This is a genomic window from Pseudaquabacterium inlustre, from assembly GCF_038066595.1.
Classification (GTDB): Bacteria; Pseudomonadota; Gammaproteobacteria; order Burkholderiales; family Burkholderiaceae_C; genus Pseudaquabacterium; species Pseudaquabacterium inlustre.
The window spans coordinates 94,225-120,687 of sequence record NZ_JBBUTH010000003.1; the positions used below are offsets into that span (position 1 = coordinate 94,225).

General features: G+C 74.2%; 24 protein-coding genes. 15 read left to right on the forward strand and 9 right to left on the reverse strand.

Annotation, left to right across the window (positions count from 1 at the left end):
- The first annotated feature begins 30 nt into the window (after window positions 1-30).
- The 7 genes from AACH10_RS05710 (at window position 31) to AACH10_RS05740 (ending at window position 10,556) form a co-directional block, all read left to right on the forward strand.
- Window positions 31-1,950, forward strand: a complete 1,920-nt coding sequence (locus AACH10_RS05710) for an HlyD family efflux transporter periplasmic adaptor subunit (RefSeq protein ID WP_341409405.1) — start codon at window positions 31-33, stop codon at window positions 1,948-1,950.
- A gap of 10 nt (window positions 1,951-1,960) precedes the next feature.
- Window positions 1,961-4,108, forward strand: a complete 2,148-nt coding sequence (locus tag AACH10_RS05715; protein WP_341409406.1) for an efflux RND transporter periplasmic adaptor subunit — start codon at window positions 1,961-1,963, stop codon at window positions 4,106-4,108.
- The gene (locus AACH10_RS05720) at window positions 4,105-6,129 is read left to right on the forward strand and encodes a preprotein translocase subunit SecA (RefSeq protein ID WP_341409407.1); all 2,025 of its coding nucleotides are present in this window, start codon (window positions 4,105-4,107) and stop codon (window positions 6,127-6,129) included. The genes AACH10_RS05715 and AACH10_RS05720 overlap by 4 nt, the downstream gene beginning before the upstream one ends.
- Before the next feature lie 42 nt (window positions 6,130-6,171).
- On the forward strand, window positions 6,172-7,080 hold the full coding sequence (locus AACH10_RS05725) for an efflux RND transporter periplasmic adaptor subunit (RefSeq protein ID WP_341409408.1): 909 nt from the start codon (window positions 6,172-6,174) through the stop codon (window positions 7,078-7,080).
- A gap of 27 nt (window positions 7,081-7,107) precedes the next feature.
- Window positions 7,108-7,848, forward strand: a complete 741-nt coding sequence (locus AACH10_RS05730; RefSeq protein ID WP_341409409.1) for a DUF3592 domain-containing protein — start codon at window positions 7,108-7,110, stop codon at window positions 7,846-7,848.
- Complete coding sequence (locus AACH10_RS05735; protein WP_341409410.1) at window positions 7,845-9,968, forward strand: amidohydrolase family protein; 2,124 nt, start codon at window positions 7,845-7,847, stop codon at window positions 9,966-9,968. Before AACH10_RS05730 ends, AACH10_RS05735 begins: the two co-directional genes overlap by 4 nt.
- Window positions 9,969-10,082: 114 nt before the next feature.
- The gene (locus AACH10_RS05740) at window positions 10,083-10,556 is read left to right on the forward strand and encodes a response regulator (protein WP_341409411.1); all 474 of its coding nucleotides are present in this window, start codon (window positions 10,083-10,085) and stop codon (window positions 10,554-10,556) included.
- Here AACH10_RS05740 and AACH10_RS05745 read toward each other — a convergent pair.
- Both AACH10_RS05745 and AACH10_RS05750 read right to left on the reverse strand, forming a co-directional pair.
- Window positions 10,534-11,061, reverse strand: a complete 528-nt coding sequence (locus AACH10_RS05745; protein ID WP_341409412.1) for a CAP domain-containing protein — start codon at window positions 11,059-11,061, stop codon at window positions 10,534-10,536. The two genes, AACH10_RS05740 and AACH10_RS05745, sit on opposite strands and share 23 nt — an antisense overlap.
- Window positions 11,058-12,188: an NAD(P)/FAD-dependent oxidoreductase gene (locus AACH10_RS05750; protein ID WP_341409878.1), complete on the reverse strand. Its 1,131-nt coding sequence runs from the start codon at window positions 12,186-12,188 to the stop codon at window positions 11,058-11,060. The genes AACH10_RS05745 and AACH10_RS05750 overlap by 4 nt, the downstream gene beginning before the upstream one ends.
- Window positions 12,189-12,435: 247 nt before the next feature.
- Between AACH10_RS05750 and AACH10_RS05755 the strand changes: the two genes are divergently transcribed.
- The 6 genes from AACH10_RS05755 to AACH10_RS05780 all read left to right on the forward strand — a co-directional run bounded on the left by AACH10_RS05755 (window position 12,436) and on the right by AACH10_RS05780 (window position 19,547).
- On the forward strand, window positions 12,436-13,677 hold the full coding sequence (locus tag AACH10_RS05755; RefSeq protein ID WP_423228565.1) for an NAD(P)H-dependent flavin oxidoreductase: 1,242 nt from the start codon (window positions 12,436-12,438) through the stop codon (window positions 13,675-13,677).
- Between the two features lie 82 nt (window positions 13,678-13,759).
- Window positions 13,760-15,088 (forward strand): NnrS family protein, encoded by a 1,329-nt coding sequence (locus AACH10_RS05760; RefSeq protein WP_341409413.1) that lies wholly within the window; start codon window positions 13,760-13,762, stop codon window positions 15,086-15,088.
- A 136-nt stretch (window positions 15,089-15,224) separates the two neighbouring features.
- The gene (locus tag AACH10_RS05765; protein WP_341409414.1) at window positions 15,225-17,078 is read left to right on the forward strand and encodes a hypothetical protein; all 1,854 of its coding nucleotides are present in this window, start codon (window positions 15,225-15,227) and stop codon (window positions 17,076-17,078) included.
- Between the two features lie 435 nt (window positions 17,079-17,513).
- Complete coding sequence (locus AACH10_RS05770) at window positions 17,514-18,032, forward strand: hypothetical protein (protein WP_341409415.1); 519 nt, start codon at window positions 17,514-17,516, stop codon at window positions 18,030-18,032.
- Between the two features lie 83 nt (window positions 18,033-18,115).
- Window positions 18,116-19,186, forward strand: coding sequence for a zinc-dependent alcohol dehydrogenase family protein (locus tag AACH10_RS05775; RefSeq protein ID WP_341409416.1), 1,071 nt, complete (start codon window positions 18,116-18,118; stop codon window positions 19,184-19,186).
- Between the two features lie 175 nt (window positions 19,187-19,361).
- Entirely contained in the window at window positions 19,362-19,547 is a 186-nt protein-coding gene (locus AACH10_RS05780; RefSeq protein WP_341409417.1) for a hypothetical protein, read from the forward strand.
- On the opposite strand, the gene AACH10_RS05785 is transcribed toward AACH10_RS05780, so the two are convergent.
- The 4 genes from AACH10_RS05785 to AACH10_RS05800 all read right to left on the reverse strand — a co-directional run bounded on the left by AACH10_RS05785 (window position 19,531) and on the right by AACH10_RS05800 (window position 21,850).
- Window positions 19,531-19,899 carry a hypothetical protein gene (locus AACH10_RS05785; protein ID WP_341409418.1) on the reverse strand — a complete coding sequence of 123 codons (369 nt, stop codon included), beginning with the start codon at window positions 19,897-19,899 and terminating at the stop codon, window positions 19,531-19,533. The genes AACH10_RS05780 and AACH10_RS05785 overlap by 17 nt on opposite strands.
- Window positions 19,900-19,976: 77 nt before the next feature.
- Window positions 19,977-20,363 carry a cupin domain-containing protein gene (locus tag AACH10_RS05790; protein WP_341409419.1) on the reverse strand — a complete coding sequence of 129 codons (387 nt, stop codon included), beginning with the start codon at window positions 20,361-20,363 and terminating at the stop codon, window positions 19,977-19,979.
- A 44-nt stretch (window positions 20,364-20,407) separates the two neighbouring features.
- Window positions 20,408-21,097, reverse strand: a complete 690-nt coding sequence (locus tag AACH10_RS05795) for a choice-of-anchor E domain-containing protein (protein ID WP_341409420.1) — start codon at window positions 21,095-21,097, stop codon at window positions 20,408-20,410.
- A 39-nt stretch (window positions 21,098-21,136) separates the two neighbouring features.
- Window positions 21,137-21,850, reverse strand: coding sequence for a choice-of-anchor E domain-containing protein (locus AACH10_RS05800; protein WP_341409421.1), 714 nt, complete (start codon window positions 21,848-21,850; stop codon window positions 21,137-21,139).
- Window positions 21,851-22,200: 350 nt separating this feature from the next.
- On the opposite strand from AACH10_RS05800, the gene AACH10_RS05805 reads away from it, so the two are divergent.
- The gene (locus AACH10_RS05805; RefSeq protein ID WP_341409422.1) at window positions 22,201-23,091 is read left to right on the forward strand and encodes a DMT family transporter; all 891 of its coding nucleotides are present in this window, start codon (window positions 22,201-22,203) and stop codon (window positions 23,089-23,091) included.
- 93 nt (window positions 23,092-23,184) lie between these two features.
- Window positions 23,185-24,480: a glutamate carboxypeptidase gene (locus AACH10_RS05810; protein WP_341409423.1), complete on the forward strand. Its 1,296-nt coding sequence runs from the start codon at window positions 23,185-23,187 to the stop codon at window positions 24,478-24,480.
- Window positions 24,481-24,567: 87 nt separating this feature from the next.
- Here the strand turns inward: AACH10_RS05810 and AACH10_RS05815 are convergent, their stop codons facing one another.
- The 3 genes from AACH10_RS05815 to AACH10_RS05825 all read right to left on the reverse strand — a co-directional run bounded on the left by AACH10_RS05815 (window position 24,568) and on the right by AACH10_RS05825 (window position 26,416).
- The gene (locus AACH10_RS05815; protein ID WP_341409424.1) at window positions 24,568-25,419 is read right to left on the reverse strand and encodes an acyl-CoA thioesterase; all 852 of its coding nucleotides are present in this window, start codon (window positions 25,417-25,419) and stop codon (window positions 24,568-24,570) included.
- Between the two features lie 80 nt (window positions 25,420-25,499).
- Window positions 25,500-25,940, reverse strand: a complete 441-nt coding sequence (locus AACH10_RS05820) for a DUF6691 family protein (protein WP_341409425.1) — start codon at window positions 25,938-25,940, stop codon at window positions 25,500-25,502.
- The gene (locus AACH10_RS05825; protein ID WP_341409426.1) at window positions 25,937-26,416 is read right to left on the reverse strand and encodes a YeeE/YedE family protein; all 480 of its coding nucleotides are present in this window, start codon (window positions 26,414-26,416) and stop codon (window positions 25,937-25,939) included. The genes AACH10_RS05820 and AACH10_RS05825 overlap by 4 nt, the downstream gene beginning before the upstream one ends.
- Between the last annotated feature and the right edge of the window lie 47 nt (window positions 26,417-26,463).

Below are 26,463 nucleotides of genomic sequence, written 5' to 3' on the forward strand. Positions count from 1 at the left end.
GCGCTTCTCTCGAGCCGGAGTCCTGCCGTTTTGGAACCGTCTGCCCGCGCCGACCTTGCCGAAGGCGCAGCGGCCACCAGCCTGTCGGAGCGCTGGGCCGCCTTCACCCAGGCCGAGTCGATCGGCGCCTTCGCCCAGTCCTGGCTGGCCCTCGTGTCCGAGCAGGTCGGCCGCACCCGCCGTGCCATGGTGCTGCTGCGCGGCGCCGATGGCAGCTTCGCGCCGGTGGCCTTCTGGCCGGCGGCCGACACCGACATGACCGATCTGGCCGAGCCGGCACGCCGCTGCCTGGCGGCGCGCGCGGCGCAGGCCGAGGCCCTGGTGCCGCCGGCCGGCGCCCCGGCCGGCCCGCCGGGCCTGGTGCTGGCCTACCCGGTGGACCTGCGCGGCGAGTTGCGCGGCGCCGTGGTGATGGACGTGGCCGGCCGGCCCGAGGCGCAGGTGCAGCAGGCCTTTCGCGCGCTGACCTGGGGCATGGGCTGGCTCGACGCCATGCTGCGCGGCGAGGAGGTGGCCCAGCTGGCGCACACCGCCACGCGCAGCCGCGAGGTCATCGACCTGATGCTGCGCGTGGCCGAGGCCCGGGCGCTGGACGAGGCCGCCCACCTGGCGGTCGACGGCCTGGCCGAGCGGCTGCGCCTGGGCCGGGCGTCGCTGGGCCTGATCGCCGACGGCGCGGCGCGGCCGGGTGCCGACGGCCATGACGGACGGGAAGGACGGGACGGTCGGGTGCGCCTGCAGGCCATGTCGGCCACGGCCTGGTTCGACGGCCGCAGTGCGCTGGCCCGGCGGCTCGAGAACGCCATGGAGGAGGCCTGGGACCAGCGCGGCAGCATCGCCGTGCCGGCGCTGCCAGGCCGCCCGGTGGTGGTGGACCTGGCGCACCAGGCGGTGGCCGGTGGCGGCACCCAGGCCGTGGCGGTGGCCTCGGCCATCGTGCTGGCGCGCAGCCAGGCGCTGGGTGTGCTGACCATCGAGCGCCCGGCCGACCAGCCCTTCGACGACGGCGAGCTGCAGGCGCTGGAGGCCTGGGCCCAGGCCCTGGGCCCGGTGCTGGCGCTGCACCGCGAGGGCGAGCGCTGGCTGGCTGGGCGCGCCCGCCGCCAGTGGCTGGCGGTGCGCGAGGCGCTGACCGATCCGCGCCGGCCGTCCTGGCGCATCGGCGCCGGCCTGGCGCTGCTGGCCCTGGTGGCGCTGGTCTTCGTCGACGGCCAGTGGCGCATCAGCGCGCCGGCCAGCATCGAGGGCGCCACCCAGCGCGCCGTGGTGGCGCCGTTCGAAGGCTTCGTGCGCACCGCGCCGGTCAAGGCTGGCCAGCGCGTCAAGGCCGGCGAGGTGCTGGCCACGCTGGACGACCGCGACCTGCTGCTCGAGCGTGCCCGCTACGCCAGCGAGCGCGACCGCCACGAGCGCCGCTACCGCGACGCGCTGTCGCGCCATGAACGCGCCGAGGCGCGCATGGCCGCCGCCGAGATGGCCGAGGCCCAGGCCCAGCTGGCGCTGGTGGAGGAGCGCCTGGCGCGCACCCGCCTGGTGGCGCCCTACGACGGCCTGGTGGTTTCGGGCGACCTCACCCAGCAGCTGGGCAGCCCGGTCGAGAAGGGCAAGACGCTGTTCGAGGTGGCGCCGCTGGACGCCTTCCGCGTGGTGCTGAAGGTCGACGAATCCGACATGCGCGGCGTGGCCGTGGGCCAGCGCGGCCAGCTGGTGCTGGCCGGCCTGACCAGCGACAAGCTGGGCTTCGCGGTGCGCGGCATCTCGGTGGCCGCGCCGGCCGAGGGCCGCAACGCCTTCGAGGTCGAGGCCCAGCTCGATGCCGCGCCGCCCGGCCTGCGCCCCGGCATGGAGGGCGTGGGCAAGATCGAGGCTGGCGAGCGCCGCCTGCTGTGGATCTGGACCCACCGCTTCACCGACTGGCTGCGGCTGAAGCTGTGGCAGTGGTGGCCATGAGGATGGTGCGGTGACGGCTGCCTTCCACAGCGACGCCTGGTTCCGCATCGAGCAGTTGGTGCCGCGCCTGGCGCGCGAGGCCCAGGTGCACCGCCAGCGTTACCGCGGCCGCGCCTGGTACGTGCTGCGCGATCCCGCCGGCGGCCGCCTGCACCGCTTCACCCCGGCGGCCTGGCTGCTGGTGTCGCTGATGGACGGCCGGCGCAGCGTCGACCAGGTCTGGCGCGAGGGCGTGGCGCGCCTGGGCGACGACGCGCCCACGCAGGACGAGGTGCTGGGCCTGCTGTCGCAGCTGCACCAGGCCGATCTGCTGCAGGCCGACGTGTCGCCCGATGTCGAGGACTTGCTGGCGCGCGGGCGCAAGCAGCGCCGCTCGGTGTGGCTGCAGAACCTGCGCAACCCGATGTCGCTGCGCCTGCCGCTGTGGGATCCGGATGCCTTCCTCACCCGCACGCTGCCGGCCGTGGGCTGGCTGTTCGGCCGCGCCGGCGCTCTGCTGTGGCTGGCCCTGGTGCTGCCGGCCCTGGTGGCGGTGGGCATGCACTGGCGCGCGCTGACCAGCAACCTGAGCGACCGCGCACTGGCGCCCGACAACCTGTTGCTGCTGCTGGTCGTGTTTCCGTTCGTCAAGGCGGTGCACGAGCTGGCGCACGGCTGGGCCGTCAAGCGCGGCGGCGGCGAGGTGCACGAGATGGGCCTGATGCTGCTGGTGCTGGCGCCGGTGCCCTATGTGGATGCCTCGGCCAGCACCGGCTTTCGCAGCCGATGGGCGCGTGCGGTGGTGGGCGCGGCCGGCATGCTGGCCGAGCTGGCGCTGGCCGCGCTGGCCATGGGCCTGTGGCTGCTGGTCGAGCCCGGCCTGGTGCGCAGCGTGGCCTTCAACGTGATGCTGGTGGCCGGCGTGTCGACGCTGGTGTTCAACGCCAACCCGCTGCTGCGCTACGACGGCTACTTCATCCTGTGCGACCTGATCGAGATGCCCAACCTCGCGCAGCGCGCCACGCGCTGGTGGGGCTGGTGGGTGCAGCGCCACGCCTTCGGCGCACGCGAGGCCGAGCCGCCCGACGAGACGCCGGCCGAGCAGCGCGTGCTGTGGGTCTATGGCGCGCTGTCCTGGGTGTACCGCATGCTGGTCACCTTCGGCATTGCGCTGTTCATCGCCGAGCAGTACTTCTTCGTCGGCGTGCTGCTGGCGCTGTGGGGCCTGGCGGGCGGCGTGGTCTGGCCGCTGCTCAAGCAGCTGCGCTTCGTGGCCACCGCGCCGGTGCTGGCGCGCCAGCGCCAGCGCGCGGTGGGCGTCACGGCCGGCGCGCTGGCGCTGGCCGTGGGCACGATGACCCTGGTGCCGCTGCCGCTGTCCACGCTGGCCGAGGGGGTGGTGTGGGTGCCCGAGCAGGCCGAGATCCGCGCCCGCGCGCCGGGCACGCTGCAGGCCCTGCTGGTGGCCCCCGGCACGCGGGTGCGCGCCGGCCAGGCCGTGGCTCAGCTCGACGACCCCGGCGTGTGGGCCGAGTACGACGTGCAGCGCGCTCGCGTCGAGCGCCTGGAGGTGCAGGTGGCCTCCGAGCTGGTGCAGGACCGCGCCCAAGCCGCCGGCACCGCCGCCAGCCTGGCGCGCGAGCGCGAGGCGCTGGCGCGGCTGGAGGAGCGCCTGGACCAGCTGCTGCTGGTGGCCGGCACCGACGGCGAGCTGCGCGTGCCGCGTGCCGCCGATGCGCCGGGCCGCTGGCTCCGGCAGGGCGAGCAGCTGGGCTATGTGCTCGACGGCGCGCTGCGCAGCGCGCGCCTGGTGGTCACGCAGGACAACATCGGCCTGGTGCGCGAGCGCCTGCGCCGCATCGAGGTGCGCCTGGCCGACAGCCCGACCCAGGTGCACGAGGCGCGCATCGTGCGCGAGGTGCCGGGCGGCAGCGACCGCCTGCCGTCGCGTGCGCTGGCGCCCGATGGCGGCGGCCAGCTGCCGGTGGACCCGAGTGACCGCGAGGGCCTGCGCACGCTGAACCGGGTGTTCGTGTTCGAGCTGGCGCTGCCGCCCGAGGTGGGCGCGCCGCAGCTGGGCACGCGGCTGCATGTGCGCCTGGAGCACACCCCCGAGCCGCTGGCCCGGCAGCTGTGGCGGCGCCTGCGCCAGCTGCTGCTGTCGCGCTTCGACCTATGAGCCGCGTGCTGCTGGCGCAGTGGCAGGCCGGGCGGCTGCGCCCCGGCCCGGTGGTCGAGCGCGACGACGGCCGCGAGCAGCCCATCGACCGCTGGCTGGCCGGCTGGCGCGGCTGGGCCGCCCCCTGGCTGTCGGCCTGGCGCTGCCGCCGCCTGCGTGCCGACGTGGCCGCGGTGCTGGCCCAGGGCGATGCGCTGCAGGCGCTGGACGAGGCCGCGCTGGACGCGCACATCGCCACGGTGCGCACGCGGCTGCAGGCCGAGGGCCTGACGCGCGGCGCGGTGCAGCAGGCCTTCGCGCTGGTGCGCGAGGTGTCGCGCCGCACGCTGGGCAAGGCGCACTACCCGGCCCAGCTCACCGGCGGCCTGGTGCTGCTGGGCGGGCGCCTGGCCGAGATGCAGACCGGCGAGGGCAAGACGCTGACCGCGCTGCTGCCGGCCGTCACCGTGGCGCTGGCCGGCGCGCCGGCGCATGTGGTCACGGTCAACGACTACCTGGCCGCGCGCGACGCCGAGATCATGTTGCCGGTGTACCGCCGCTTCGGCCTCGAGGTGGGCGTGGTGGTGGAAGACCGCCCGCAGTCCGAGCGCCAGGCCGCCTGGCGCTGCCCGGTGGTCTACACCACCAACAAGGACCTGGTGTTCGACTACCTGCGCGACCAGATGGACCACGGCGGCCGCCAGCTGCACGCCGCGGTGCCGGCGCTGCTGGGCGAGCGCCGCGCGCAGGCCACGCCGCGGCGGCTGCGCGGCCTGTACTTCGTGCTCATCGACGAGGCCGACAGCGTGCTGGTCGACGAGGCCCGCACACCGCTGATCCTGTCGGCCGAGCGCCCCGGCGGCGACGACGAGGCCGCCTGGCGCGCCGCGCTCGACGCCGCGCGTGCGCTGGAGCCGGGCGTCGACTACCGGCTGCGCCAGCGCGAGCGCCAGGTGGAGCTGCTGCCGCCGGCCGAGGCGCGCATCGACGCGCTGTGCCAGGGCATGCACCCGCTGCTGGCCGCGCGGCGCGCGCGCCTGGCCATGGTGCAGCAGGCGCTGTCGGCGCTGCACCTGTTCCACCGCGACCGCCAGTACATCGTGCGCGAGCACGAGGGCCGCATGACGGTGCAGATCGTCGACGAGAACACCGGCCGCGTGATGCCCGACCGCAGCTGGGAGCGCGGCCTGCACCAGATGGTCGAGCTCAAGGAGGGCCTGGCCACCAGCGCACGGCGCGACACCATCTCGCGCCTGACCTACCAGCGCTTCTTCCGCCGCTACCTGCGCCTGTGCGGCATGAGCGGCACGGCCATGGAGGTGGCCGCCGAGCTGCGCGCCGTGTACGCGCTGGACGTGGTGCGCGTGCCCACCCACCGCCCGGTGCTGCGCCGCGACCTGGGCGCCCGCGTGTACTGGCACGAGGCCGCGCGCTGGCAGGCCGTGGCCGTGCAGGCGCAGGCCATGGCCGCCCAGGGCCGCGCGGTGCTGATCGGCACGCGCTCGGTGCGCGCCTCCGAGGCCGTGAGCGCGGCGCTGGCCGAGCACGGCCTGGCCCACGCGCTGCTCAATGCCCGCCAGGACGCCGCCGAGGCCGAGGTGGTGGCCCAGGCCGGCCAGCCCGGGCGCATCACCGTGGCCACCAACATGGCCGGCCGCGGCACCGACATCCTGCTGCACGACGACGTGCGCGCCGCCGGCGGCCTGCATGTCATCCTGACCGAGTTCCACGAGTCCGCGCGCGTCGACCGCCAGCTCTACGGCCGCGCCGGCCGCCAGGGCGATCCGGGCAGTTTCGAGGCCCTGGTGAGCCTGGACGACGACCTGTTCCTGGGCTTCGGCGCCGGGCCCGCGCGCTGGGTGCGCCGCCTGCTCGGCGCCAGTGCCGGGCCCGAGGCCCACCTGCCGGCCTGGCTGGGCCAGTGGCTGCGCCGCCATGCCCAGTGGCGCGCCGAGGCGCACTTCTCGGCGGTGCGCCGCCGTACGATCGACCAGGACCGCGAGCTCGACCGCCGCCTGGCCTTCGGCGGCCGGCCGCTCTGAGGCCGGGCCGCCGTCACCGCATTGCAGACCTGTCGCACGACCATGAACACCATCACCCGATCGCCCCTGTCGCTGCGCCCCTGGGCCGCCGCCCTGCTCGGCATGGCCGCCGCCGCGCCGGCGCTGGCCGGCGAGCACGACTGCGTGCTCGAACCGCGCATGACGGTGGACGTGCGCGCGCCGGTCGAAGGCCTGATCGAGCAGGTGTTCGTCGACCGTGGCGACCGCATCCGCGCCGGCCAGACCCTGCTGGTGCTCGACTCGGGCCTGGAGAAGGCCAACTTCGAGCAGGCCAAGTACCGCGCCACGATGGTGGGCGCGGTGAAGTCGGGCGAGAGCCGGGTGGAATATGCCGGGGTCAAGCTGCAGCGGCGCGAGAAGCTGGCCGACGGCCAGTTCGTGTCCTTGCAGGACCGCGACGAGGCCGCCGCCGAGAAGCGCCTGGCCGAGGCCGAGCTGGTGCAGGCGCGCGAGAACCAGCGCGTGGCCGCGCTGGAGCAGGTGCGCGCCGCCGAGCAGCTGCGCCTGCGCACCATCAAGAGCCCGTTCAACGGCGTCGTCACCGAGCGCATGGCGCACCCGGGCGACCTGGCCGACAACCGCGACATCCGCAAGCCGCTGCTGCGCATTGCCGATGTCTCGGTGCTGCATGTCGAGGCCCTGCTGCCGGTGGCGGCCTACCGCAAGCTGCAGCCTGGCCAGGCGCTGGAGGTGCTGCCCGACGCGCCGGTGGGCGGCAAGCTCAGCGCCCGGGTCAAGACGCTGGACCCGGTGATCGACGTGGGCAGCGGCACCTTCCGCGTGCGCCTGGAGCTGCCGAATGCCGACCTGCGCCTGCCGGCCGGCCTGACCTGCCGCGTGGAGGTGCCGGGCGTCGACAAGGGCGCCGGCGGCCTGGCGGCGCGCAGCCGGCCCACCGCTCCGGCGGCCCCGGCCGCCGCGGCGCGCTGACCCCCCGGCGCGCACGGCCCGCCGACGATGACCGAGCGCAAGCGCCTGTTCTCCGCCGGGCCGGTCGGCGTGCTGGCCGCGCTGTACCTGCTGCTGTTCGGGGGGCTGGGCCTGTACCTGCAGGTCTGGTGGTGGCAGGGCGCCAGCCTGGCGTGGCAGGCGCGCGACTGGCAGCCCCAAGCGGCGCAGCTCGACAGCTGGTCGCTGACGAGCCTGCGCTCACCCTGGTTGGGCAACCATCCCCGGCCGGCCACCTCGCATGGCCTGCAGGCCCGCTTCAGCTACCAGGTGGACGGCCGGACGCACACCAGCACACAGGTGTTCGTGGTGTCGCTGGTCGACAGCACCTCGGACCGCGACCGCGACCGCGCCATCGCCCAGCTGCGCGAGGCCCAGGCCGCCGGCGGCGGCGTGACGCTGTGGCGCGACCCGCTGCGGCCCGAGCGCGCGGTGCTGGTGCGCGAACTGCCAGCCGCCTTCGCGGCCGGCGTGATCGCGTTCATGGTCTTTCCCTGCGGCCCGGCCACCGCCACCTGGCTGGGCTGGGGCATGGCGGCGCTGGCGCGCCTGGGCCTGGCCGGGGCCGAGCACTGGACCGGCCGCCTGTGGGCGCTGTGGCATGGCGCGATGGCGGCGGTGTCGCTGCTGCTGATCGCACCCTGGGCGCGGCAGGGCCTGGCGGCCGCGGTGCTGGCCGGCCTGGCGCTGCTGCTGTGCGGCCACCCGCTGTGGACGCTGACCGCACGGTGGCGAAGGAGGTCGGGATGACGCGGCTGGCTGTGTGGCTGGGTGGCTGCCTGGCCTGGTGCCTGGCCTGGTGCCTGGGCGCCGTGCCCGCGGTCGCGCTGGCGCAGCCGGCCGGTGCCACATCGTGGCGCTATGCGCTGGTGGGCGAGTCGACCGCGAAGCCGCTGGGCCAGCTGGTGATCACGGCCGATCCTGGCGCGGTGCCGTCCGCCGGCCTGCCGCGCGCGTTCAGCGTGCGTTATGCCTACAAGGACAACGGCCGCGGCCCCGAGACGGTGGAGCAGGTGCGCCTGGCCGACGACGGCTCGCTGCTGAGCTACCGCGTGCAGGGCACCAGCACCTTCGGCAGCGCCATCGACGAGCACTTCGCCCGCGAGGCCGGCCGCGTGCGCTGGCAGTCGCCGGTCGACCGGGGCGACCGGGGCCACGAGGGCGCGGCGCTGTACGCGGCGATGGGCGGCTCGCCGGCACTGGACGCGGTGGCCGTGGCGGCGTTGGCGCGGCGCGCCGACCGCGCGCTGCCGCTGCTGCCCTCGGGCCGGCTGAGCCAGCGTGTGCTCGACCGCTTCGAGCTGGTGCAGGGCGGCCAGCGCCAGCGGCTGCAGCTGCTGGCGCACACCGGCCTGGGCCTGTCGCCGAACTACCTGTGGGCCACCGACGAGCCCGCGCCGCGCCTGTTCGCCAGCCTGTGGCTGGGCTGGGGCGCGCTGGTGGCCGAGGGCTGGGCCGACAGCCTGCCGCAGCTGCGCGAGCGCCAGCGCGCCGCCGAGGCCGCGCTGCACCGCCAGCATGCGGCGGAATGGCTGCAGCCGCTGCCGGGCCTGACCGTGGTGCGCAATGCGCGTGTGTTCGACAGCGCGGCCGCGCGCCTGGGCCCGCTGTCCGACGTGTACCTGGTGCACGACCGCATCAGCGCCGTGGTGCCGGCCGGCAGCATGGTGCCGCGCGCGCCCGACACCGAGATCGACGCCGCCGGCCGCGTGATGCTGCCGGGCCTGTTCGACATGCACGACCATGCCTGGCGCGGCAGCGGCGGCCTGCACCTGGCCGCCGGCGTGACCACCGTGCGCGACATGGGCAATGCCAACGACGCGCTGCAGCAGCTGATCGCCGAGCGCCAGCGCCGCGAGCTGGCCTATCCGCACATCGTGCCGGCCGGCTTCATCGAGGGGGCCAGCCCGTTCTCGTCGGTGCACGGCATCCTGGTGCGCACGCTGGACGACGCCAAGGCGGCGGTCGACTGGTACGCCCAGCGCGGCTACCCGATGGTCAAGATCTACAACTCGTTCCCGCGCGAGTTCCTGCGCGAGACGGTGGCCTATGCGCACCAGCGCGGCTTGCGCGTGGGCGGCCATGTGCCGGCCTTCCTGCGCGCCGACGAGGTGCTGGACATGGGCTTCGACGAGGTCTCGCATGTCAACCAGCTGCTGCTGAACTTCCTGGTCACGCCCAGCACCGACACGCGCACGCTCGACCGTTTCTACCTGCCGGCCGAGCGCCTGGGCGAGCTGGACCTGGACAGTGCGCCGGTGCGCGATTTCATCGCCAAGCTGGCGGCGCGCGGCACCACGGTGGACCTGACGCTGATGACCTTCCAGTTCCTGCAGCAGCGCGACGGCGAGGTACCGGCCGAGTACGCCGACGTGATGGCGCACCTGCCGCCCGACATGCAGCGCGGCGCCCTGGCGGCGCAGATGAAGATCCCCGACGACGCCACCGCCCGTCGCTACCGTGCGGCGGTGGCCAGGCTGGGCCAGTTCGCCGCGCGGCTGCATGCGGCCGGCGTCACGCTGGTGGCCGGCACCGACCACACGGCCGGCATCGTGCTGCACAGCGAACTCATTGGTTATGCGCGCGCCGGGCTCACGCCGGCGCAGGCGCTGCAGGTGGCCACCTACAACGGCGCCAAGGTCAGCGGCACGCTGGGCGACCGTGGCGAGATCCGGCCCGGCCGGCGCGCCGACCTGCTCCTGGTGGACGGCGAGCCCACCCAGTGCATCGAGGACATCCGCCGCGTGGCCCTGGTCATCACCCAGGGTGCGCTGCTGCGCCCGCGCCAGGTGCACGAGGCGCTGGGCATCCGCCCGTTCACCGACGGCGAGGTCGCCGTGCGCCGGGCCGGCACGGGCGAGCGCCGCTGAGTTCGGGCGCCGGCCCACGCGGCGCCGGCGGCGGCGCTATGCTGTGGCCTTCGGTCGGCCGGTGGCGTTTGCGGCGATCGACCATCTGCCGCCCGCTGCCCCAGGACGACCACGATGACCCCCACGCCTGCTCCCGCCGACGCCCCGCCGCTGCGCGGCACCGTGCTGTCGATCGAAGACGATCCGGTCAGTGTCCAGCTGATCGGCGCCCTGCTCGAGGCGCACCCCGGCGTGCAGCTGCTGCATGCGGCCAACGGCGCCGACGGCGTGCACCTGGCCCGCCATGCCCACCCCGATTTCGTGCTGCTGGACATGCACCTGCCCGACATGACCGGGCTGGACGTGGTGCGCCAGCTCAGCGAAGCCATTGCCGCCCGGGGCTTGCGCATCAGCATCCTCACCGGCGACCGCACCATGAGCATGGACATCATCAAGGCCATGAGCCTGGGCGCCTACGAGTACTGGGTCAAGCCGCTGGACGCGGTGGTGTTCGAGTCGGGCCTGCGCCGCGCGCTCACCGGCAAGCGGGCCGATCCAGCCCACACGCTCGGTTCGCAGCGCGGCGTCAACGTGATGGCCGATCGCTAGACGGCCGCGCCAGCGTCATGGCCCAGTAGGGCTCGCCGCTGGCGCTGCGCGCGCAGGCCATGCCCAGCTCGGTGAAGCGCGGGTTCAGCAGGTTGGCGCAGTGGCCCGGGCTGGCCGTCCAGTGCGCCACCAGCGCGGCCACGCTGCGGTGGCCCTGGCCCAGGTTCTCGCCCCAGCTGCTCCACACGTAGCCGGCCCGGTCCAGCCGCTCGCCGCCCTGGCTGCCGTCGCTGCCGCGGTGCGCCAGCGTGGCCTGGCCGGCCATGTCGGCGGCGTGCACGGTTGCGGCTTGCGCGGCGGCGGCCGACCACAGCAGCGCCGGCGCCTCGGGCAGCCAGCGCCCGGCGCAGCGCGCGCCCTGGGCGCGCAGCGCGTTCACCGCCTGCAGGGCCTGCTGCGGCAGGTCCACCGGCGGGCAGGGCGAGGCGGCATGGGCCGGCGGCATCGCCACGGCGGTCAGGCCCGCGACCAGCGCACCGGCCCGCAGCATGCCCAGGTGGCTCATTCCTGCGCCTCGGCCAGCAGGCCGGCCACCACCTCGGCAATCGCCAGCGACGAGGTCAGCCCCGGCGACTCGATGCCGAACAGGTTCACCCAGCCCTGCGCGCCATGCACCGCCGGTCCGTCGATGCGGAAATCGGCCGCCGGCTCGCCCGGGCCGCTGATCTTGGGCCGCATGCCGGCATAGCCGGGCTGCAGCACGCCGTCGGGCAGGCCGGGCCAGTAGCGCCGCACCTCGGCATAGAAAGGGGTGGCCTGCGCGGCGTCGACCGTGTAGTCGATCGTGTCCACCCACTCGAAGCTGGGGCCGAAGCGCGCCTGGCCGCCCAGGTCCAGCGTCAGGTGCACGCCCAGGTGCCCGCTGTGGCCGGGCGCCGGGTAGACCAGGCGCGAGAACGGGGCGCGCCCCGGCAGCGTGAAGTAGCAGCCCTTGGCCAGGTGCTCGCGCGGGATGCTGTCGGCTGGCAGGCCGGCGATGCGCCGCGCCAGCGCCGGCGCGCCCAGGCCGGCGGCATTGACCACCTGGCGCGCGCGCAGCCGGCTGCGGGCACCGTCCGCCGTGCCGTCCGCCAGCTCCAGCACCGCGCCGCCGCCGGTCTGCAGTTCACCGCCCAGCACCGTGGTGCACAGGCCCAGCGCCGCGCCATGCGCCTCGGCCTCGCCCAGCAGCGCCAGCATCAGGCCGTGGCTGTCGATGATGCCGGTGGACGGTGACAGCAGCGCGCCCACGCAGGCCAGCGCCGGCTCCAGCGCCTGCGCCTCGGCGGCGCTGAGCCACTGCAGGTCATGCACGCCGTTGGCCTGGGCCGTGGCCTGCAACTGCGCCAGCGCCGGCAGTTCGTCGGCCGTGGTGGCCACGATCAGCTTGCCGCAGCGCCGGTGCGCCACACCGTGGCTGGCGCAGAAGTCATACAGCAAGGCCTTGCCGCGCACGCACAGTTCGGCCCGGCGCGAGCCCGGGGGGTAGTAGATGCCGGCGTGGATGACCTCGCTGTTGCGCGCGCTGGTCACGGTGCCGAAGGCGTTCTCGGCCTCCAGGATCACCACCTCGCGCCCGGCCAGCGCCAGCGCCCGCGCCACGGCCAGACCCACCACCCCGGCGCCGATGACGGCGCAGTCGACTTCGTCCATGCTCATGCGCGGCATTGTCGGATGCGCGGCCGCCCGGCCGGCGGTTGGCCGGGCGGAATGCACGGTGCCGGCGGGCCGCCGGGGGCGCCACCGGCCCTCGGGGTTGGCGCCGGTACCCCCGGCCGGTACCATTCGGGTTGTCCCTGATCTTGGTCAAGTTCCAGCCGGGGTGGGGCGGCTAGCCTGCCGCCTGCTCATCCAATCGCCCGCTTCAACGCACCGCCCTGGTGCGCCGGGCCGCCTGAACATGCTCTCCCCGGTTGCCGTCGACACGGGCATCGCGCCCGACCTCCTGCCCACGCTCGCCGCCAGCGGCCTGCAGCCCATGCAACTGGGCGGCCGCACGCTGCTGCCCATCGTGCAGGGCGGCATGGGCGTGGGCGTGTCGGCCCACAAGCTGGCCGGCGCGGTGGCGCGCGAAGGCGGCATCGGCACGCTCAGCAGCGTGGACCTGCGCCGCCACCACCCCGACCTGATGGCCCGCACCGAAGGCCTGGCCGCCCGCCAGGGCATGGATGCCGACACCAAGGCGCAGATCGACGCCGCCAACCTCGAGGCGGTGGAGCGCGAAGTCAAGGCCGCACGCGCCGCGTCCGACGGCCTGGGCCTGATCGCGATGAACGTGATGCGCGCGGTCAGCGACTACGCCGCCTACGTCAAGCGCTCGCTGGAAGCCGGCGTCGACATGGTGGTGGTGGGCGCCGGCCTGCCGCTCGACCTGCCCGACCTGGCCGCCGAGCACCCGAAGGCGCTGCTGGTGCCCATCCTCAGCGACAGCCGCGGCGTGGCACTGCTGGTGAAGAAGTGGGAACGGAAGAAGCGCCTGCCCGATGCCATCGTCATCGAGCACCCGCGCCTGGCCGGTGGCCACCTGGGCGCGGCGCGCATCGCCGACCTGAACGACCCGCGCTTCGATTTCGAGCGCGTGATCCCCGAGTCGCGCGAGTTCCTGGCCAAGATGGGCGTGGACATCCCGCTGATCGCCGCCGGCGGCATCCGCAGCTGCGAGGACATCGCCCGCATCCAGGCCCTGGGCGGCGCCGGCGTGCAGCTGGGCACGCCGTTCGCCGTCACCACCGAGGGCGATGCCAGCGACGCCTTCAAGCGCGTGCTGGCCGAGGCCCGTGACGAGGATGTCGTCGAGTTCACCAGCGTGGCCGGCCTGCCGGCGCGCGCCGTGGCCACGCCGTGGCTGAAGAACTACCTGAAGGCCGAGCCGGCGCTGCAGGCCGTGGCCCATGCCAAGGCGCGCTGCACCAAGGCCTTCGACTGCCTGGCCCAGTGCGGCCTGCGCGACGGCTTCAAGGACTGGGGCCAGTTCTGCATCGACAACCAGCTGGCCGCCGCGCTGCGTGGCGACCTGAAGAAGGGCCTGTTCTTCCGCGGCGCCGGCGCGCTGCCCTTCGGCGCGCAGATCCGCTCGGTGCGCGAGCTGATGGAGCGCCTGCTCACGCGCGGCATGGCCGTGCCGCAACCGCTGCCCACCTGACTCCGCTCCGGTGTCGCACCGGTGGGTGCGGTGCCGCGGGCGGGCCACCCGATTCATCACTTCCCTCGTCTCGTGTGACCCCATGATCCCGCTGCAACCCGCACCGGCCGGCCTGCCCTCCGGCACCATCGGCGGCCGCCGTTCCCGCTCGGCCGCACGCTCCGGCCCGTTCGCGCGCCTGCTCGACGCGCCGCACCGCCTGGCCTTCTTCGCTGCCGCGGTGCTGATGGGCGCCTCGGCGCTGTGGTGGGGCCTGGCCCTGGTGGCGCGCGCCGCCGGCGTGGCCGTGCCCTGGGCCGTGAACCCCGGCACCGCCCATGCGCTGGCGATGGGCTTCGGCTTCATGCCGCTGTTCATGCTGGGTTTCATGTTCACCGCCGGCCCGCGCTGGCTGGGCCATGCCGCCGTGCCTGCTCGCCAGCTGCGCGTGCCGGTGGGCTTCATCGGCCTGGGCTGGGTGGCGGCCTTCGCCGGCTTCCACCTGAGCCCGGCGCTGGCCGCGCTGGGCCTGGCCGCGGTGGCCGTGGGCTTCGCGCTGGGCACCGGCCTGTTCGGGCTGATGCTGCTGGAAAGCCGCATGCAGCAGCCCGCGGGCGACCGTGACCATGCCACGCTGGTGCTGCTGGGCTGCTTCGTCGGCGTGGTGGCGCTGTGGATCGCCGCGGTGGCCGTGGCGCTGCGCGCCGACGCCGTGGCCCGTGCCGCGATGCACGCCGCGCTGTGGGGCTGCTTCGGCCTGGTGTTCGTCAGCGTGGCGCACCGCATGATCCCGTTCTTCACCGCGGCCGCAGTCCCTGCACTCGATGCCTGGAAGCCGCGCGCGCTGCTGGGCATCCTGGCGCTGCTGGTGGCCGTGCAGGCGCCGTTCGCGGCGGCCGAGGTGCTGGCCGGCGGCCAGCTGCCGCCGGGCCCGGCCGGCTTGCGCGCGGCCATCGAGCTGCCGGGCGGCGCGCTGCTGCTGTGGCTGGCCATCCGCTGGGGCCTGGTGCAGAGCCTGCGCATCCGCCTGCTGGCCATGCTGCACATGGGCTTCTTCTGGCTGGGCGTGGCCTTCACGCTGGGCGGCGTGTCGCATGCGCTGATCAGCCTGAGCGACGGCGCCGTGAGCCTGGGCCTGGCGCCGCTGCATGCCCTCACGATGGGCTACCTGGGCAGCACGCTGTTCTCGATGGCCACGCGCGTGGCCTGCGGCCATTCCGGCCGCACGCTGGTGGCCGACAACTGGACCTGGATGATGTTCTGGGCCCTGCAGGCCGGCATCGTGGCCCGTGTGGTGGCCGCGCTGGTGCCGGCCGCCGCCACGCCGCTGACGCTGTTCGCGGCCCAGTGCTGGTTCGCCGCCATGGCCGCCTGGGCCGTGCGCCACGGCCGCTGGTTCCTCGCGCCGCGTTTGGACGGTCAACCCGGCTGACACGGCGCGGTGGTTCGCCGCGCTGTTCCACCGTTCCCCGCGCCGGGCTGCGGCCAGAATGCGTCATCTGCCGGCCTGGGCAGGCGCGCGACGCTGAGCCGCGCCAGTGCGGGCCGGTGCCCTGGCACCGCGCGCCGTGAGCCTGACCGCCGCCCATGACCTGATCGCCGAACTGCTGCCGGGCCCCTGGCGTGGGCCGGCGGGGCTGCGGTCGCCGTCGCTGCGCCAGTGCCTGCTGCTGGCGGCCCTGCTGCATGTGCTGGCGGTGCTGGTGCTGGGCAACACGCCCGGCGGCAGCGCGCGCCAGGGCGAAGGCGTGTTCGGCGCCCTCAACGTCACGCTGCGTGGCGAGGCGCGGGGCGAGGGCGACGCCGCCACCGTGGCCAGCGACGCCTACACCGGCCCGCGCGGCGAGGCCCGCGAGCGGCGCTGGGGTGGGGCCGTGCGGCGCGACAGCGACCCCCCGGCGCCCGCCGACCGGCCCGGCGCGGCGCGGCTGGGCGAGTGGCAGGCCACGCCGTCCACCGACCCGTCGCCCGCGGCCGAACTGGCGGCCACGCCCGATGCCGCGCCGGCCCACCCGGCCGCTCCGGCCGTTCCGCCGCAGCCGCAGCCGCAGCCTTCCGCCGTGGCGCTGCCGGTGCCGCCACAGGCCGCGACGGAGCCTGCCGCGCGCAGCGTTCCCGAGCCGCCGCCGATGGTGCGTGCCGAGCCGACACCCCCACCCCCACCCCCACCCCAGCCTCAGCCTCAGCCTCTACCGCAGCCGGCCCCGGCCGTGCCCGCCGAGCCGGTGGCGCCGCAGCCGCTGCCACCGCGCGCCACCGTGGCGCTGAGCGCCGCCACCAGCAGCGTGCGCGTGGCGGCTGCCGCGCCGCAGGCCGCCGCCGCGGTGCTGGCGGTGGCGCCGCCCGAACTGCGTGTTCCGGCCGAACCCGAGCGACTGCCGCCGCGCGCACCGACGGCGCTGGCGCCGCCGGCGCCCTCGGTGCGCGCGCCGGTGGCCCCGGTGCAACTGGGCGCTGCCGCCGCCGCGCTGCCTGCGCCGCCGCAGTTGCCCGAGCCACCGCTGCCCGCGCGTGCACCGCTGCCGCGCCCGGCACAGGTGCGCAGTGCCATTGCCGTGCCGCCTTCGCCCAGCCTGAGCAGCGCCGCGCCGGCGCTGTCGACCCCCCTGCCGGCGCTGCCGGCCGTGGCCCTGCCTGCCCCGTCCCCCGCCCCGGAGCCGGCGCCGCCAGAGCCGCCCCGGGCGGCGCTGCCGCTGCCGGCCCCCGTGCGATCGGTGGTGGCGCCAGCCAGTGCCCCGCTGGCGGCAGGCCCGGCGCTGGCCCCGCCGCCGACCTTGCCGGCGCCGCCCACCGTCGCCGTGGCGCCGCCGGCTCCAGCGGCCGTGGTGGCCGCGCCGGTCGCCCCCGCCGCAGCCGCCTCGTCTGCGGCGTTACCGCCGGCCCCGGTGCGTACGGCCACGTCGACGGTGCCGACATCGCCGGCGAGCACCGCCAACGCCACGGCGTCCAGCCCTTCGCCGACGCCCGCACCGGCCACTCGCGTCACGACCAGCCCGGCCGCCACCCCCGCGACCACCGCGACCACCGCCACAGCAACCATGGCAGCCACCACGGCCACCACCGCAACGCCGCAGGTCGGCCCGCTGTCCGACAACGCGCAGCGGCGCGCCGTGGCGGGCGATCCGGCCGCCGGTGCCCGCCTGGGCCACGACGTGGCCACGCCGCCCTCGCTGCCGGCCAGCGCGCCGCGCCTGAACCTGGAGTTGGTGCGCCCGCGTGGCGGCGAGCTGTCGCGCCGCGCCACGTCGGGCGTGCTGCCGCTGCTGCCCCGGCCACCGGAGACACCGGCGAAGTCCAAGCTGGCCGAAGAGCTGGAGAAGGCCACCAAACCCGACTGCCGCACGGCCTACGCCAACATGGGCCTGGCCGCCGTGGCGCCGCTGGCACGCGACGCGATCCAGGGCGACGGCTGCCGTTGGTAGCCGATCCCGGCCGCGCCGGCGGGTGCGTGATCGGTGTTTCCCGATTCGCGGAGTCAGGGTTTCTGGACGCGCACCCAACATGCCATCGTTGCGGCATACCGGACGGTCTGATGCACTCGGGTCTGATACCCTGGCCGGCATCGCAAAGTTCGGCGCGGGCGTGCAATGCCGCACGCCCGGCGTGGAAGGACCCTGTCGGCTGCGGGGACAGCGTATGCGCTGAAGTCTGCGAAAACGATAGAATTGTTTCCATGCGTGACGAGCCGGATGAGCAAACCGGACCGATCACCTGGAAGGTCAGGCCGGAGAACGGTTCCGTGCCGGTTTCCCGTTGGGACGTCTGACCGATCCGCTGCAGAAGAGAACTAGAACGGGCGTCGTCGGCATACGCGAGCGACGGCTTCGAGGGGAGGAACCCTTGAAAGGCCTACTCACATGAATACAAGAACTGTCACGATCCACACCGGCGTCCGCATCCGCGTGCCGGAGCACATCCAGCGCATCGACACGCACAGCACGCATGGCTGGCAGATGCGCTACGGGCAGCCCACGCTGTTCTTCTCCGACGGCCAGGGCGCCGGCAATGGCCCCCGCCAGGCGCTCAAGCGCGCCGTCGAGGCGCTGCGCCAGCGCATCGCCGAACTGCCGGCCCCGACGGGCCTGCAGAAGGAGATCAGCCCGAACAAGCAGAACGACCTGCCGGTGGGCATCAGCGGCCCGATCCTGCGCCACCGCCCCGGCCGCTCGGTGCCCGAGTGCCACTTCTCGGTGAACCTGCCGCGCTTCGGGGCCAAGCCGCTGCGCCGCAGCGTCTACATCGCCAACCAGAACACCTACTCGCCCGAGCGCTACCAGGCGGCGCTGGATTCGGCAATCCAGATGCGCCGCGAGGCCGAGGCCCAGTACCAGCTGGACGCCACCGAGGCCAAGCGCCGTTCGGCTGCCAAGCTGTAAGCCGGGGCCTTGCCGCTGCGGCGGCAGCGCCGGGGCTGCGGCGCGTCAAGCGCGCGCCGCCCCGGTCGCGCTACAAGGGCGGCATGGATGCCGTCGACCCGACACCCGACCCTGCATCACCGCTTGGCGGTGAGGCGGGCTACACCCGGCTTGAACTGGCCGCCAGCGGCCGCCCGCTGCAGGCGGTGTGGCGGCAGGGCCTGCCTGTGCCCGGGCCGGGTCAGGTGCGCCTGGCCGTCAGCGCCTGCGGCGTGTGCCGCACCGACCTGCACCTGATCGACGGCGACCTGCCGCACCCGGGCCATGCGCTGGTGCCCGGCCACGAGGTGGTGGGCCGCGTGGCTGCACGGGGTCCGGGCGTGCACGGCCTGGTGCTGGGCCAGCGCGTGGGGGTGCCCTGGCTGGGCTGGACCTGCGGCCGCTGTGCCGACTGCCGGGCCGGCCGCGAGAACCTGTGCCGCGACGCCCGCTTCACCGGCTGGCAACTGGCGGGCGGCTATGCCCAGCAGATGGTGGCCGATGCGCGCTACGTGTTCGCACTGCCTGAGCGCTACAGCGACGCGCAGGCTGCGCCGCTGCTGTGCGCCGGGCTGATCGGCTACCGCGCCTATGCCATGGCGCGTCAGCTGGCCGGACCCGAGCCCGCACGCGATGCGCAGCGCATCGGCCTGTATGGCTTTGGCGCCGCCGCGCATCTGATCGCGCAGGTGGCCGTGCACCAGGGCTGCGAGGTGCACGCCTTCACACGCGCCGGCGATGCGCCCGCCCAGGCGCTGGCGCGCCAGCTCGGCGCGGTCTGGGCCGGGCCATCCGATGCGCCGCCGCAGGCGCCGCTGGATGCGGCGCTGCTGTTCGCCCCGGTGGGTGAACTGGTGCCGCAGGCGCTGCGCGCGGTGCGGCCGGGCGGCGTGGTGGTCTGTGCCGGCATCCACATGAGCCGCATCCCGGCCTTCGACTATGCCTTGCTGTGGGGCGAGCGACGCATTGCCTCGGTGGCCAACCTGACCCGTGCCGACGGCGAGGCCTTCATGGCCCTGGCCGCCCAGGTGCCGCTGCAGGTGCACACCACGCCCTATGCGCTGGCCGATGCCAACCGCGCGCTGGACGACCTGCGCGCCGGCCGCCTGGCCGGCGCCGCGGTGTTGATGTGCTGATGCCGGCCAGGCCGCCGGGGGCCGCGTTCGTCGCCCGGCCTTGCGGCTGAGGTGGGTGGGCTGACGGTTCATCGCACGCGCCTCGCGCGGGCCGGCCGGGATGCCGATGATCCAGCCATCGACTCACCGATGGCCTCCACACGGAGCACCCGACATGACCGCTCAAGCCCTTCACATGCCCCTGTCGCAACGCCTGGCCGCCCTGGTGCTGGCCGCCGCGACCACGCTGGTCAGCTTCTCGGCCATGCAGGGCCTGGCCGATGGCTACCACGCGCAGCAGCTGCTGGCGCAGGCCACCGCTGCCAGCCAGCCGGTGGCCGCGGCCACGCCGGCGCGCAAGCCGCTCAACCTGCGTGGGTGACGTAGATGTCGGTGTCGGGCAGCAGCCGGCGCAGCGTCTGGAACGCGGTGTCGGCCAGCTCGGCGCCGCCGCAGCGCGGGCTCACGGTGAGCCGCAATTCCACCTCGCCATCGCCCAGCGCCAGCGAACGCACCACACGGTTCTCGGCACCATCCACCGGCAGGCCCAGCGATTGCCCCAAGGCCAGCAGCAGGCGCTGCACCTGCGGTGCCGGCCCGTGCAGCTCGGGCGCACCGCAGGGCTCGCCCAGCACACTGCGGCACACCGGGCCACTGCTGGCCTGCAGGCAGGCCTGGCAGCCGCGCGCGGGTTGCGCGGCGACGATGGGGATGATGGTGGCGTGACGGCCCATGGCGTGCGACTGTGCCTGAAGCCGCTGACTTTGGGTTGACATCCATCAAGCCCCAGGGGGTGTCGCTGGCGCGGCGCTCAGCCGCGCACGAACAGCGTCACCAGCGGCTCGTCGCCCACCTGCCGGCTCCAGTGGCCGTGCACCTGCGGATCGAAGCTTGCGCCGGCCGGCAGCACATCGGCAGAGTAGAAGTGCTCGCCCGGCCCGAACACGCGCGAGCTGCCATCCTGCAGGCCGATCTCCATGCGCCCGCGCAGCACGAACAGCCATTGCGGGTTCTCGGTGCAGTGGAACTCGCTGCGAAAGCCCACCGGGCTCTCGCGCAGCTGAAAGCCGCCGCTGGGCATCAGCGGCGACAGCCGCGCCTGCGGCTTGCCCTCGCTGAGCACGACGGGTTCCTCGCGGAAGCGGGCGCGCCCGTCGGTGTCGGTGAAGAGGACGACGCGGGTGAAGATGGGGTTCATGGCCGGCATGGTAGCCGGCCGCCCCGCCGCGCCGGGAGGACGTGTCAGCCGACGCGTCGACGCGCGGCCAGCGTGCCCACCATGCCCAGGCCGGCGAACATCAGCGCCCAGGTGCCGGGCTCGGGCACCGGCGCCGACACGTAGGTGTAGGTCACGCGGGCATAGGCGCCGGCCTGCGAGGCGTAGCCGTCGGTGAAATTGGCGGCGCCACTGGTCGTCGAGCCGTCGCGGGCCATCACGGCCAGGTTCAGCGTGCCGTTGCCGGTGAACAGCGCCAGGCTGGCGCTGTCGCTGAAGCTGAGGCTGGCGCTGCGCTGCACCGGGGTGCTCAGGTTCAGCTCGGTGCCCGAGGTGCCGGCGAAATCTTCCGTGCCGTCGAAGGCGCTGAACTGCAGCTGCTTGGCGTACTGCGGCGCCACGCTCAGCGACGGCGAACCCAGCGTGGGCAGCGCCAGCGAGATCGTGGAGGCCAGCGTCACCGTCAGCGTCGAGGCCTGCTTGTCGGTGCTCTCGACCACGATGTTGCCGGCCAGCGAGCCGAACAGTTCCACGGTCACGCCGGTCAGCGTGCCGGTGCCGGCGTACTGCTGCAGCACCAGCTGGTCGTCCCAGTCGGTGTCCTGCAGCGCGATCAGGTTGGAGGTGTGGCTCTCGGTGGCCGGGACCGCCAGCGCGGCCACCGGCAAGGTGAGGGCGGCGATGGCAGCGGCCGAGCGTTGGGCGAAGGTGCTCATGGGGTACTCCAGTCAGGCAATCGGAAGGTCGGGCCGTGCTCAGGCGGCCTGGCGGCGGCGACCGGCCGCGCCGGCAGCGGCCAGGGCCAGGCCCAGCAGCGCGATCGAGCCCGGCTCGGGCACGGTGCCGCCCGGAATCACGGTCGGCGGCAGCATGTTTTCCCGATAGTCGTAGGTGATGCTCAGATTGGCGGTGGCCGTCGTGGTGATGCTCGAGCGGCTGTTGCCGCTGCCGCTGTTGGTGGCCGTGCCGAACGCCGAGACCAGGAACTCCAGGGTGTCGGTGCCGATGAAGCCGCTCAGGTCATCGATGCCCGACAGCCAGGTCAGCGTGAGGCTGTCGCTTTCATCCAGGGTCCGGGTGTAGCCGGCGGTGCCACCGAAGTCGATGGCGTTGTCCTTGCCCGACACCGTGGTCTTCAGCTTGGCGGTCGTCGTGAGCGTCTGGTTGCCGAGCACCGTGCTGGCGAAGGTCAGCTCGCCCTTGACCTGCTGCACCACCTCCCGGCCGTTGCGGCCGGTGTTCTCGTACTTGAATTCGCTGGAGAACATGCCGTCGTAGCTCAGCGTCACACCCGTCAGCGTGCCCAGCGAGGCGTCGAACTGGGGCAGGCTGAGGAGCACCTCAGACCAGTTGGTCGTGCCGGTGTACGAGTCGACATGCGAGACCGACTGGGTCAGCAACGCGGCGGAGGCGGTGGTGGCGGCGGACGCGAGCGCGACCGCTGCCGCGATGGCGGCGAGTTTCTTCACGGATGATCCCAACGAGTCTTGATGTGATGGCGGGTGCTGTGCATCCCGTCCTGGGTGGCTTCATAGCGAACGCCGTGCCAACCCTTTGTGAGGGAGATATTCCCTTATGAATCAATGACTTGCCACCCGTGCCCAGGGGGGCTGAAGGGGGCTGTCAAAGGCGGCGACGTGCGGTCCTTCACGCTTGGCGCCGGTTCGTGAAGGAGCTCACGCCGGCGTGGCCCCCCGCGCCTGGGTGGGCGTCAAGATTTCCGACAGGGCCGCGGCACGGCCCGCGGTCGAGGCCTTGCACGGCCCGCCTGCAGCCGTGCAGCCGGGGCTGGGCCGGTGGCGCTGGCACACTGCGGCGGATGAAGGACCACACCCCCGGCGCCATGCGCCTGGCCCTGCTGGCCACCATGGCGATCTGGGGCGGCAACCTGGCCGTGGTGAAGCTGCTGCTCGAGCGCTTCGACCCGATGGCGCTGTCGGCGCTGCGCATGGCCGTGTCGGCGCTGGCGCTGCTGGCCGTGCTGCACTGGCAGGGACCCGGCTGGCCGCGGCTGTCGCGCCGGCAGTTCGCCGGCATGCTGGTGTGCGGGCTGCTGATGATCTATCTGAACCAGATCTGCTTCACGCTGGGCGTGCAGCGCACGGTGGCGGCCAACGCCGCGCTGGTGATCGCGCTGAACCCGCTGGTGTCCTCGCTGGCGGCTGCGGCGCTGCTGGGTGACCGGTTGACGCCCGCGCGCTTGGCCGGCGTGGTGCTGGGCTTTTCGGGCGTGGCGGTGGTGGTGCTGCACCGGCCCGGCGCGGCGCTGGGCCATGGCAGCCTGGGTGATCTGCTGGTGTTCGGCTCGGTGCTCACCTGGGTGGCCGGCGGTGTGCTGGTGCAGCGGCTGACCCGCGCGATGGATTCCACCGTGGTCAGCGCGGTGGTCAACACGCTGGGCTCCAGCGCCGTGGTGCTGCATGCGCTGCTGGACCCCGGCACGCGCCTACCCGACTGGGGAGCGGTGCGCGTGGTCGACTGGCTGCTGGTGGCGCTGTCGGGCCTGCTGGCCACCGCCGTGGGCGCGCTGGTGTGGAACCGCGCGCTGGTGCGCCTGGGCGTGGCGCGCACCGCGCTGTATGCCTACTGGGTGCCGATCTTCGGCGTGGGCTTCGCGGTGCTGCTGCTGGGCGAGCCGCTGACCGTGTGGCACGGCGTGGGCCTGGCGGCGGTGCTGTCGGGCACCTGGCTGGGCACGCGCAAAAGCTGAACGCCGATTCGCCTTTGCGTCACTCGGGGCAAGGCCCTAAGGCGCCGCGCCGGCGCTGGCGCGACACTGAACCATCGACCCGCTGGAGATCCCATGACCCGTACGCCGACCCGCACCCCATCCCGCTTCACCGGCAGCCGCCCGGCGCACCTGGCGCGCCGGACGCTGGTGGCCCTGGCCGCCTGGTCGGCGCTGGCCCTGCCGGCCGCCCAGGCCGCGCCCGATGCGGCCTTGCTGGCCGCCGCCCGCGGCGCCCAGCCGGCCGTGATGCAGACGCTGCGCGAGATGGTGGCCATCGAGTCGGGCACGATGGACGCGCCCGGCCTGGCGCGCATGACCGACTATGCCGAGAAGCGCCTGAGGGCCCTGGGCGGCCAGGTCGAGCGCAAGCCGGCCACGGCTGGCCACAGCGAGTTGCTGAGCGCGCGCTTCACCGGCACCGGCCAGCGCAAGCTGATGCTGATGGCGCACCTGGACACCATCTACTGGCCCGGTGAGCTCACCAAGTCGCCGATCAAGGAAGAGAACGGCCGCCTCTACGGCCCCGGCATCGCCGACGACAAGGGCGGCGTGGCGATGATCCTGCACGGCCTGGAGATCCTGCGCGCTCAGGGCTGGAAGGACTATGCCCAGATCACCGTGCTGTTCAACGGCGACGAGGAATCGGGCTCGCCGGGCTCGGGCGAGGCCATCGCCGCGCTGGCCGACCAGCACGACGTGGTGCTGTCCTTCGAGCCCACCACCGCGCAAGACCCGGGTGTGCTGCTGGCGGCCGCCGGCGTGGGCGAGATCCTGATGAAGGTGAAGGGCCGCGCCTCGCACGCCGGCGCCGCGCCGCAGCTGGGCCGCAACGCGGCGCTGGAGCTGTCGCACCAGATGCTGGCCACGGCCGACATCGCCAAGGGCATCCCCGGCGCGCAGCTGAACTGGACGACGATGAAGTCGGGCAACGTGCGCAACCAGATTCCCGACAGCGCCGAAGCTGGCGCCGACGTGCGCCTGACCCGCCCCGACGCCGCCGAGAAGCTGCTGGCGGCGGTGCAGGCCAAGGTGGCCGAAGGCCAGCGCGTGCCCGACACCGAGGTGAGCGTGGCGCTGCGTGTGGGTCGCCCACCCTTCGTCGGCGGGCCGCGCACCCAGGCGCTGGCCGAGCGCGCCCGCGCCATCGCCGCCGAACTGGGCGACGGCAAGCCGCTGGGCATCCACCCGCTCACCGGCGGCGGCACCGACGCCGGCTTCGCCAACCGCTCGGGCAAGGCCGTGGTGCTGGAAAGCCTGGGCCTGCCCGGCTGGGGCTACCACGCCAAGGACGAGTACATCCAGATCGACCAGATCGTGCCGCGGCTGTACCTGGTGACGCGGCTGATCACCGAGCTGGGCAAGAACTGAGCGGGCCGAGCGCCGGGCCGCTCCCAAGCCGGCCCGCCAACCCGCCCGGCGGGTGGCCTCGCGTACCCGCGAGGCCGGGTGCCCCATTTACTCTTTGAAGTACACGACCTGGTGCGTCGTGGCTAGCAACTGCCCGGCCTCGTTCCACAGCTGCCCGGTCTGGTCGAAATAGCCGTGGTGGAAGGCCTGGGCCTGCGCCTGGCCCAGCAGGTGGCCGCGGCCGGTGGCGGCCAGCATGGCGCCGTCGGCGTGGAAGTACACGGTCATCGACACCGTGCCCACCGGCACGCGCCGTGCGCGGCGCAGCCAGATGCGCGGGAAGAAGATGTCGCTCATGGCGGCCAGTGAGGCGAAGTCCAGCGCGCGCGGCGGGTCGTCGCGCAGCCACAGCCGGGTCTGGCTGTGCGCGCTGGCCTGGCCTTCCCAGCGCATCGGGATGCCGCCCGACACCGGCCGCAGCTCGTAGCGGTGCAGCCATTCGGCCACACCGGGCGGCAGCGGCTGGCGCGCCACGTCGGTGGGCGCCGGCACGGCGGGCATCGGCATGTCGGTGGCGCTGAAGGTCTCGCGCCGCAGCGCGGTGAACACCGTGGCCGTGGTGCACACCTGCGGCTGGCCCTCGGCGTCGGGCTGCGTGATCTCGACGATCCAGTGCTGGGTGCTGCGGTTGGTGCGCACCGGCCGTGCGGTGGCGGTGAACGGGCCGTCGGCGGTAGCGGCGGCGTAGTTCACCGTCAGCGACACCGGCTCGCCCAGCAGGCGCGGGTGCTGCAGCACGGCGTTCAGCGCGGTGGCGGCGGTGATGCCACCGAACGGCCCCACCATGTTCTGCCAGGCCGGATGGGTGGCGCCGTGGAAGTCGTTCGGGGCGGCGTTGCCGGCGGGCGTCAGCGCGATCGCGGCGTCGAAGAGGTGAGAGGCGAGTGCGGTATCGGTCATGGCCGGCAGTGTGCCGGCCGGCGGCGCCAGCCGCCGTCGGTTGCGTGACGCGGCGCTGGGGTGGCGCCTACAGCCGCCGCTCAGGGCCGGCGCCGGTCCATCCACACGCCGTGCAGCCCGGCGCCGATGGCGATGCCCGCCAGCGCCCACAGCAGCGACAGGTTGCCGGCGCCCAGCCCGGCGATCGCCGGCCCCGGACACACGCCGCACAGGCCCCAGCCGATACCGAAGATCGCCGCGCCCAGCACCGTGTCGCGGTCCAGCGTGGCCACATGGTGGCCGAATTGGCCGCCCAGCAGCGGCGCGCGCCGGATGCGCGGCGCGAAGCGGTAGGCCAGCAGCGTCAGGCCCATGGCGCCGCCCATCACCAGCATCAGCCCCCAGTCGCGCCACTGCAGGAAGGACAGCACCACCTCGGGCCGGATCATCGTGGCCAGCGCCAGGCCGAAGCCGAACAGCACGCCAGCGGCCAGCACCGCCAACAGGCGCGGGCCGTTCATGTGGTCGGCGCTGCCGCTCATCGCACGCCTCCCGTCCACCACAGCACGAGGTGGGCGGTGGCGAAGCCGGTGGCCATGAAGGTCAGCACCGCCACCAGCGAGGGCAGCTGCAGCGAGCCCAGGCCGCAGATGCCATGGCCCGAGGTGCAGCCGTTGGACAGGCGCGCGCCAAAGCCCACCAGCAGCCCGCCCAGCAGCAGCTGCCAGGCCGGCAGCGTGGTGCCCAGCGCCTCGGTGGGGCCCAGCCAGCGCCACCACAGCGCAGCGCCCAGCACCAGGCCGGCGGCATAGACCAGGCGCCAGGCGCGGCTGTCGACGAAGCGGGGCTGGCGGAAGAAGGGCTGATTCAGCAGATACGACCAGCTCGACGAGAACACCGTGCTCATGCCGCCGATGCGGCCGGTGAGCACGAACAGCAGCGCCACGCCGGCGCCGATCAGCAGGCCGCCGGCCAGGTAGTGCGCCCAGCCGAGCGGGAAGAGGGTGTGCAGGCTCATGATGGCGCGGCAGTGTACCGATGTGGGTATCCCGGCACGGGCGGTGC

Bases quoted from the DNA above. Each gene is read 5' to 3' on its own strand.
- AACH10_RS05825 (WP_341409426.1), bottom strand. From the start codon at position 26,416: ATGAGCCTGCACACCCTCTTCCCGCTCGGCTGGGCGCACTACCTGGCC.
- AACH10_RS05735 (WP_341409410.1), top strand. From the start codon at position 7,845: ATGACGCGGCTGGCTGTGTGGCTGGGTGGCTGCCTGGCCTGGTGCCTG.
- AACH10_RS05780 (WP_341409417.1), top strand. From the start codon at position 19,362: ATGCCCCTGTCGCAACGCCTGGCCGCCCTGGTGCTGGCCGCCGCGACC.
- AACH10_RS05740 (WP_341409411.1), top strand. From the start codon at position 10,083: ATGACCCCCACGCCTGCTCCCGCCGACGCCCCGCCGCTGCGCGGCACC.
- AACH10_RS05760 (WP_341409413.1), top strand. From the start codon at position 13,760: ATGATCCCGCTGCAACCCGCACCGGCCGGCCTGCCCTCCGGCACCATC.
- AACH10_RS05810 (WP_341409423.1), top strand. From the start codon at position 23,185: ATGACCCGTACGCCGACCCGCACCCCATCCCGCTTCACCGGCAGCCGC.
- AACH10_RS05805 (WP_341409422.1), top strand. From the start codon at position 22,201: ATGAAGGACCACACCCCCGGCGCCATGCGCCTGGCCCTGCTGGCCACC.
- AACH10_RS05795 (WP_341409420.1), bottom strand. From the start codon at position 21,097: ATGAGCACCTTCGCCCAACGCTCGGCCGCTGCCATCGCCGCCCTCACC.
- AACH10_RS05785 (WP_341409418.1), bottom strand. From the start codon at position 19,899: ATGGGCCGTCACGCCACCATCATCCCCATCGTCGCCGCGCAACCCGCG.
- AACH10_RS05745 (WP_341409412.1), bottom strand. From the start codon at position 11,061: ATGAGCCACCTGGGCATGCTGCGGGCCGGTGCGCTGGTCGCGGGCCTG.
- AACH10_RS05720 (WP_341409407.1), top strand. From the start codon at position 4,105: ATGAGCCGCGTGCTGCTGGCGCAGTGGCAGGCCGGGCGGCTGCGCCCC.
- AACH10_RS05820 (WP_341409425.1), bottom strand. From the start codon at position 25,940: ATGAGCGGCAGCGCCGACCACATGAACGGCCCGCGCCTGTTGGCGGTG.
- AACH10_RS05815 (WP_341409424.1), bottom strand. From the start codon at position 25,419: ATGACCGATACCGCACTCGCCTCTCACCTCTTCGACGCCGCGATCGCG.
- AACH10_RS05770 (WP_341409415.1), top strand. From the start codon at position 17,514: ATGAATACAAGAACTGTCACGATCCACACCGGCGTCCGCATCCGCGTG.
- AACH10_RS05730 (WP_341409409.1), top strand. From the start codon at position 7,108: ATGACCGAGCGCAAGCGCCTGTTCTCCGCCGGGCCGGTCGGCGTGCTG.
- AACH10_RS05790 (WP_341409419.1), bottom strand. From the start codon at position 20,363: ATGAACCCCATCTTCACCCGCGTCGTCCTCTTCACCGACACCGACGGG.
- AACH10_RS05755 (WP_423228565.1), top strand. From the start codon at position 12,436: ATGCTCTCCCCGGTTGCCGTCGACACGGGCATCGCGCCCGACCTCCTG.
- AACH10_RS05750 (WP_341409878.1), bottom strand. From the start codon at position 12,188: ATGGACGAAGTCGACTGCGCCGTCATCGGCGCCGGGGTGGTGGGTCTG.
- AACH10_RS05775 (WP_341409416.1), top strand. From the start codon at position 18,116: ATGGATGCCGTCGACCCGACACCCGACCCTGCATCACCGCTTGGCGGT.
- AACH10_RS05725 (WP_341409408.1), top strand. From the start codon at position 6,172: ATGAACACCATCACCCGATCGCCCCTGTCGCTGCGCCCCTGGGCCGCC.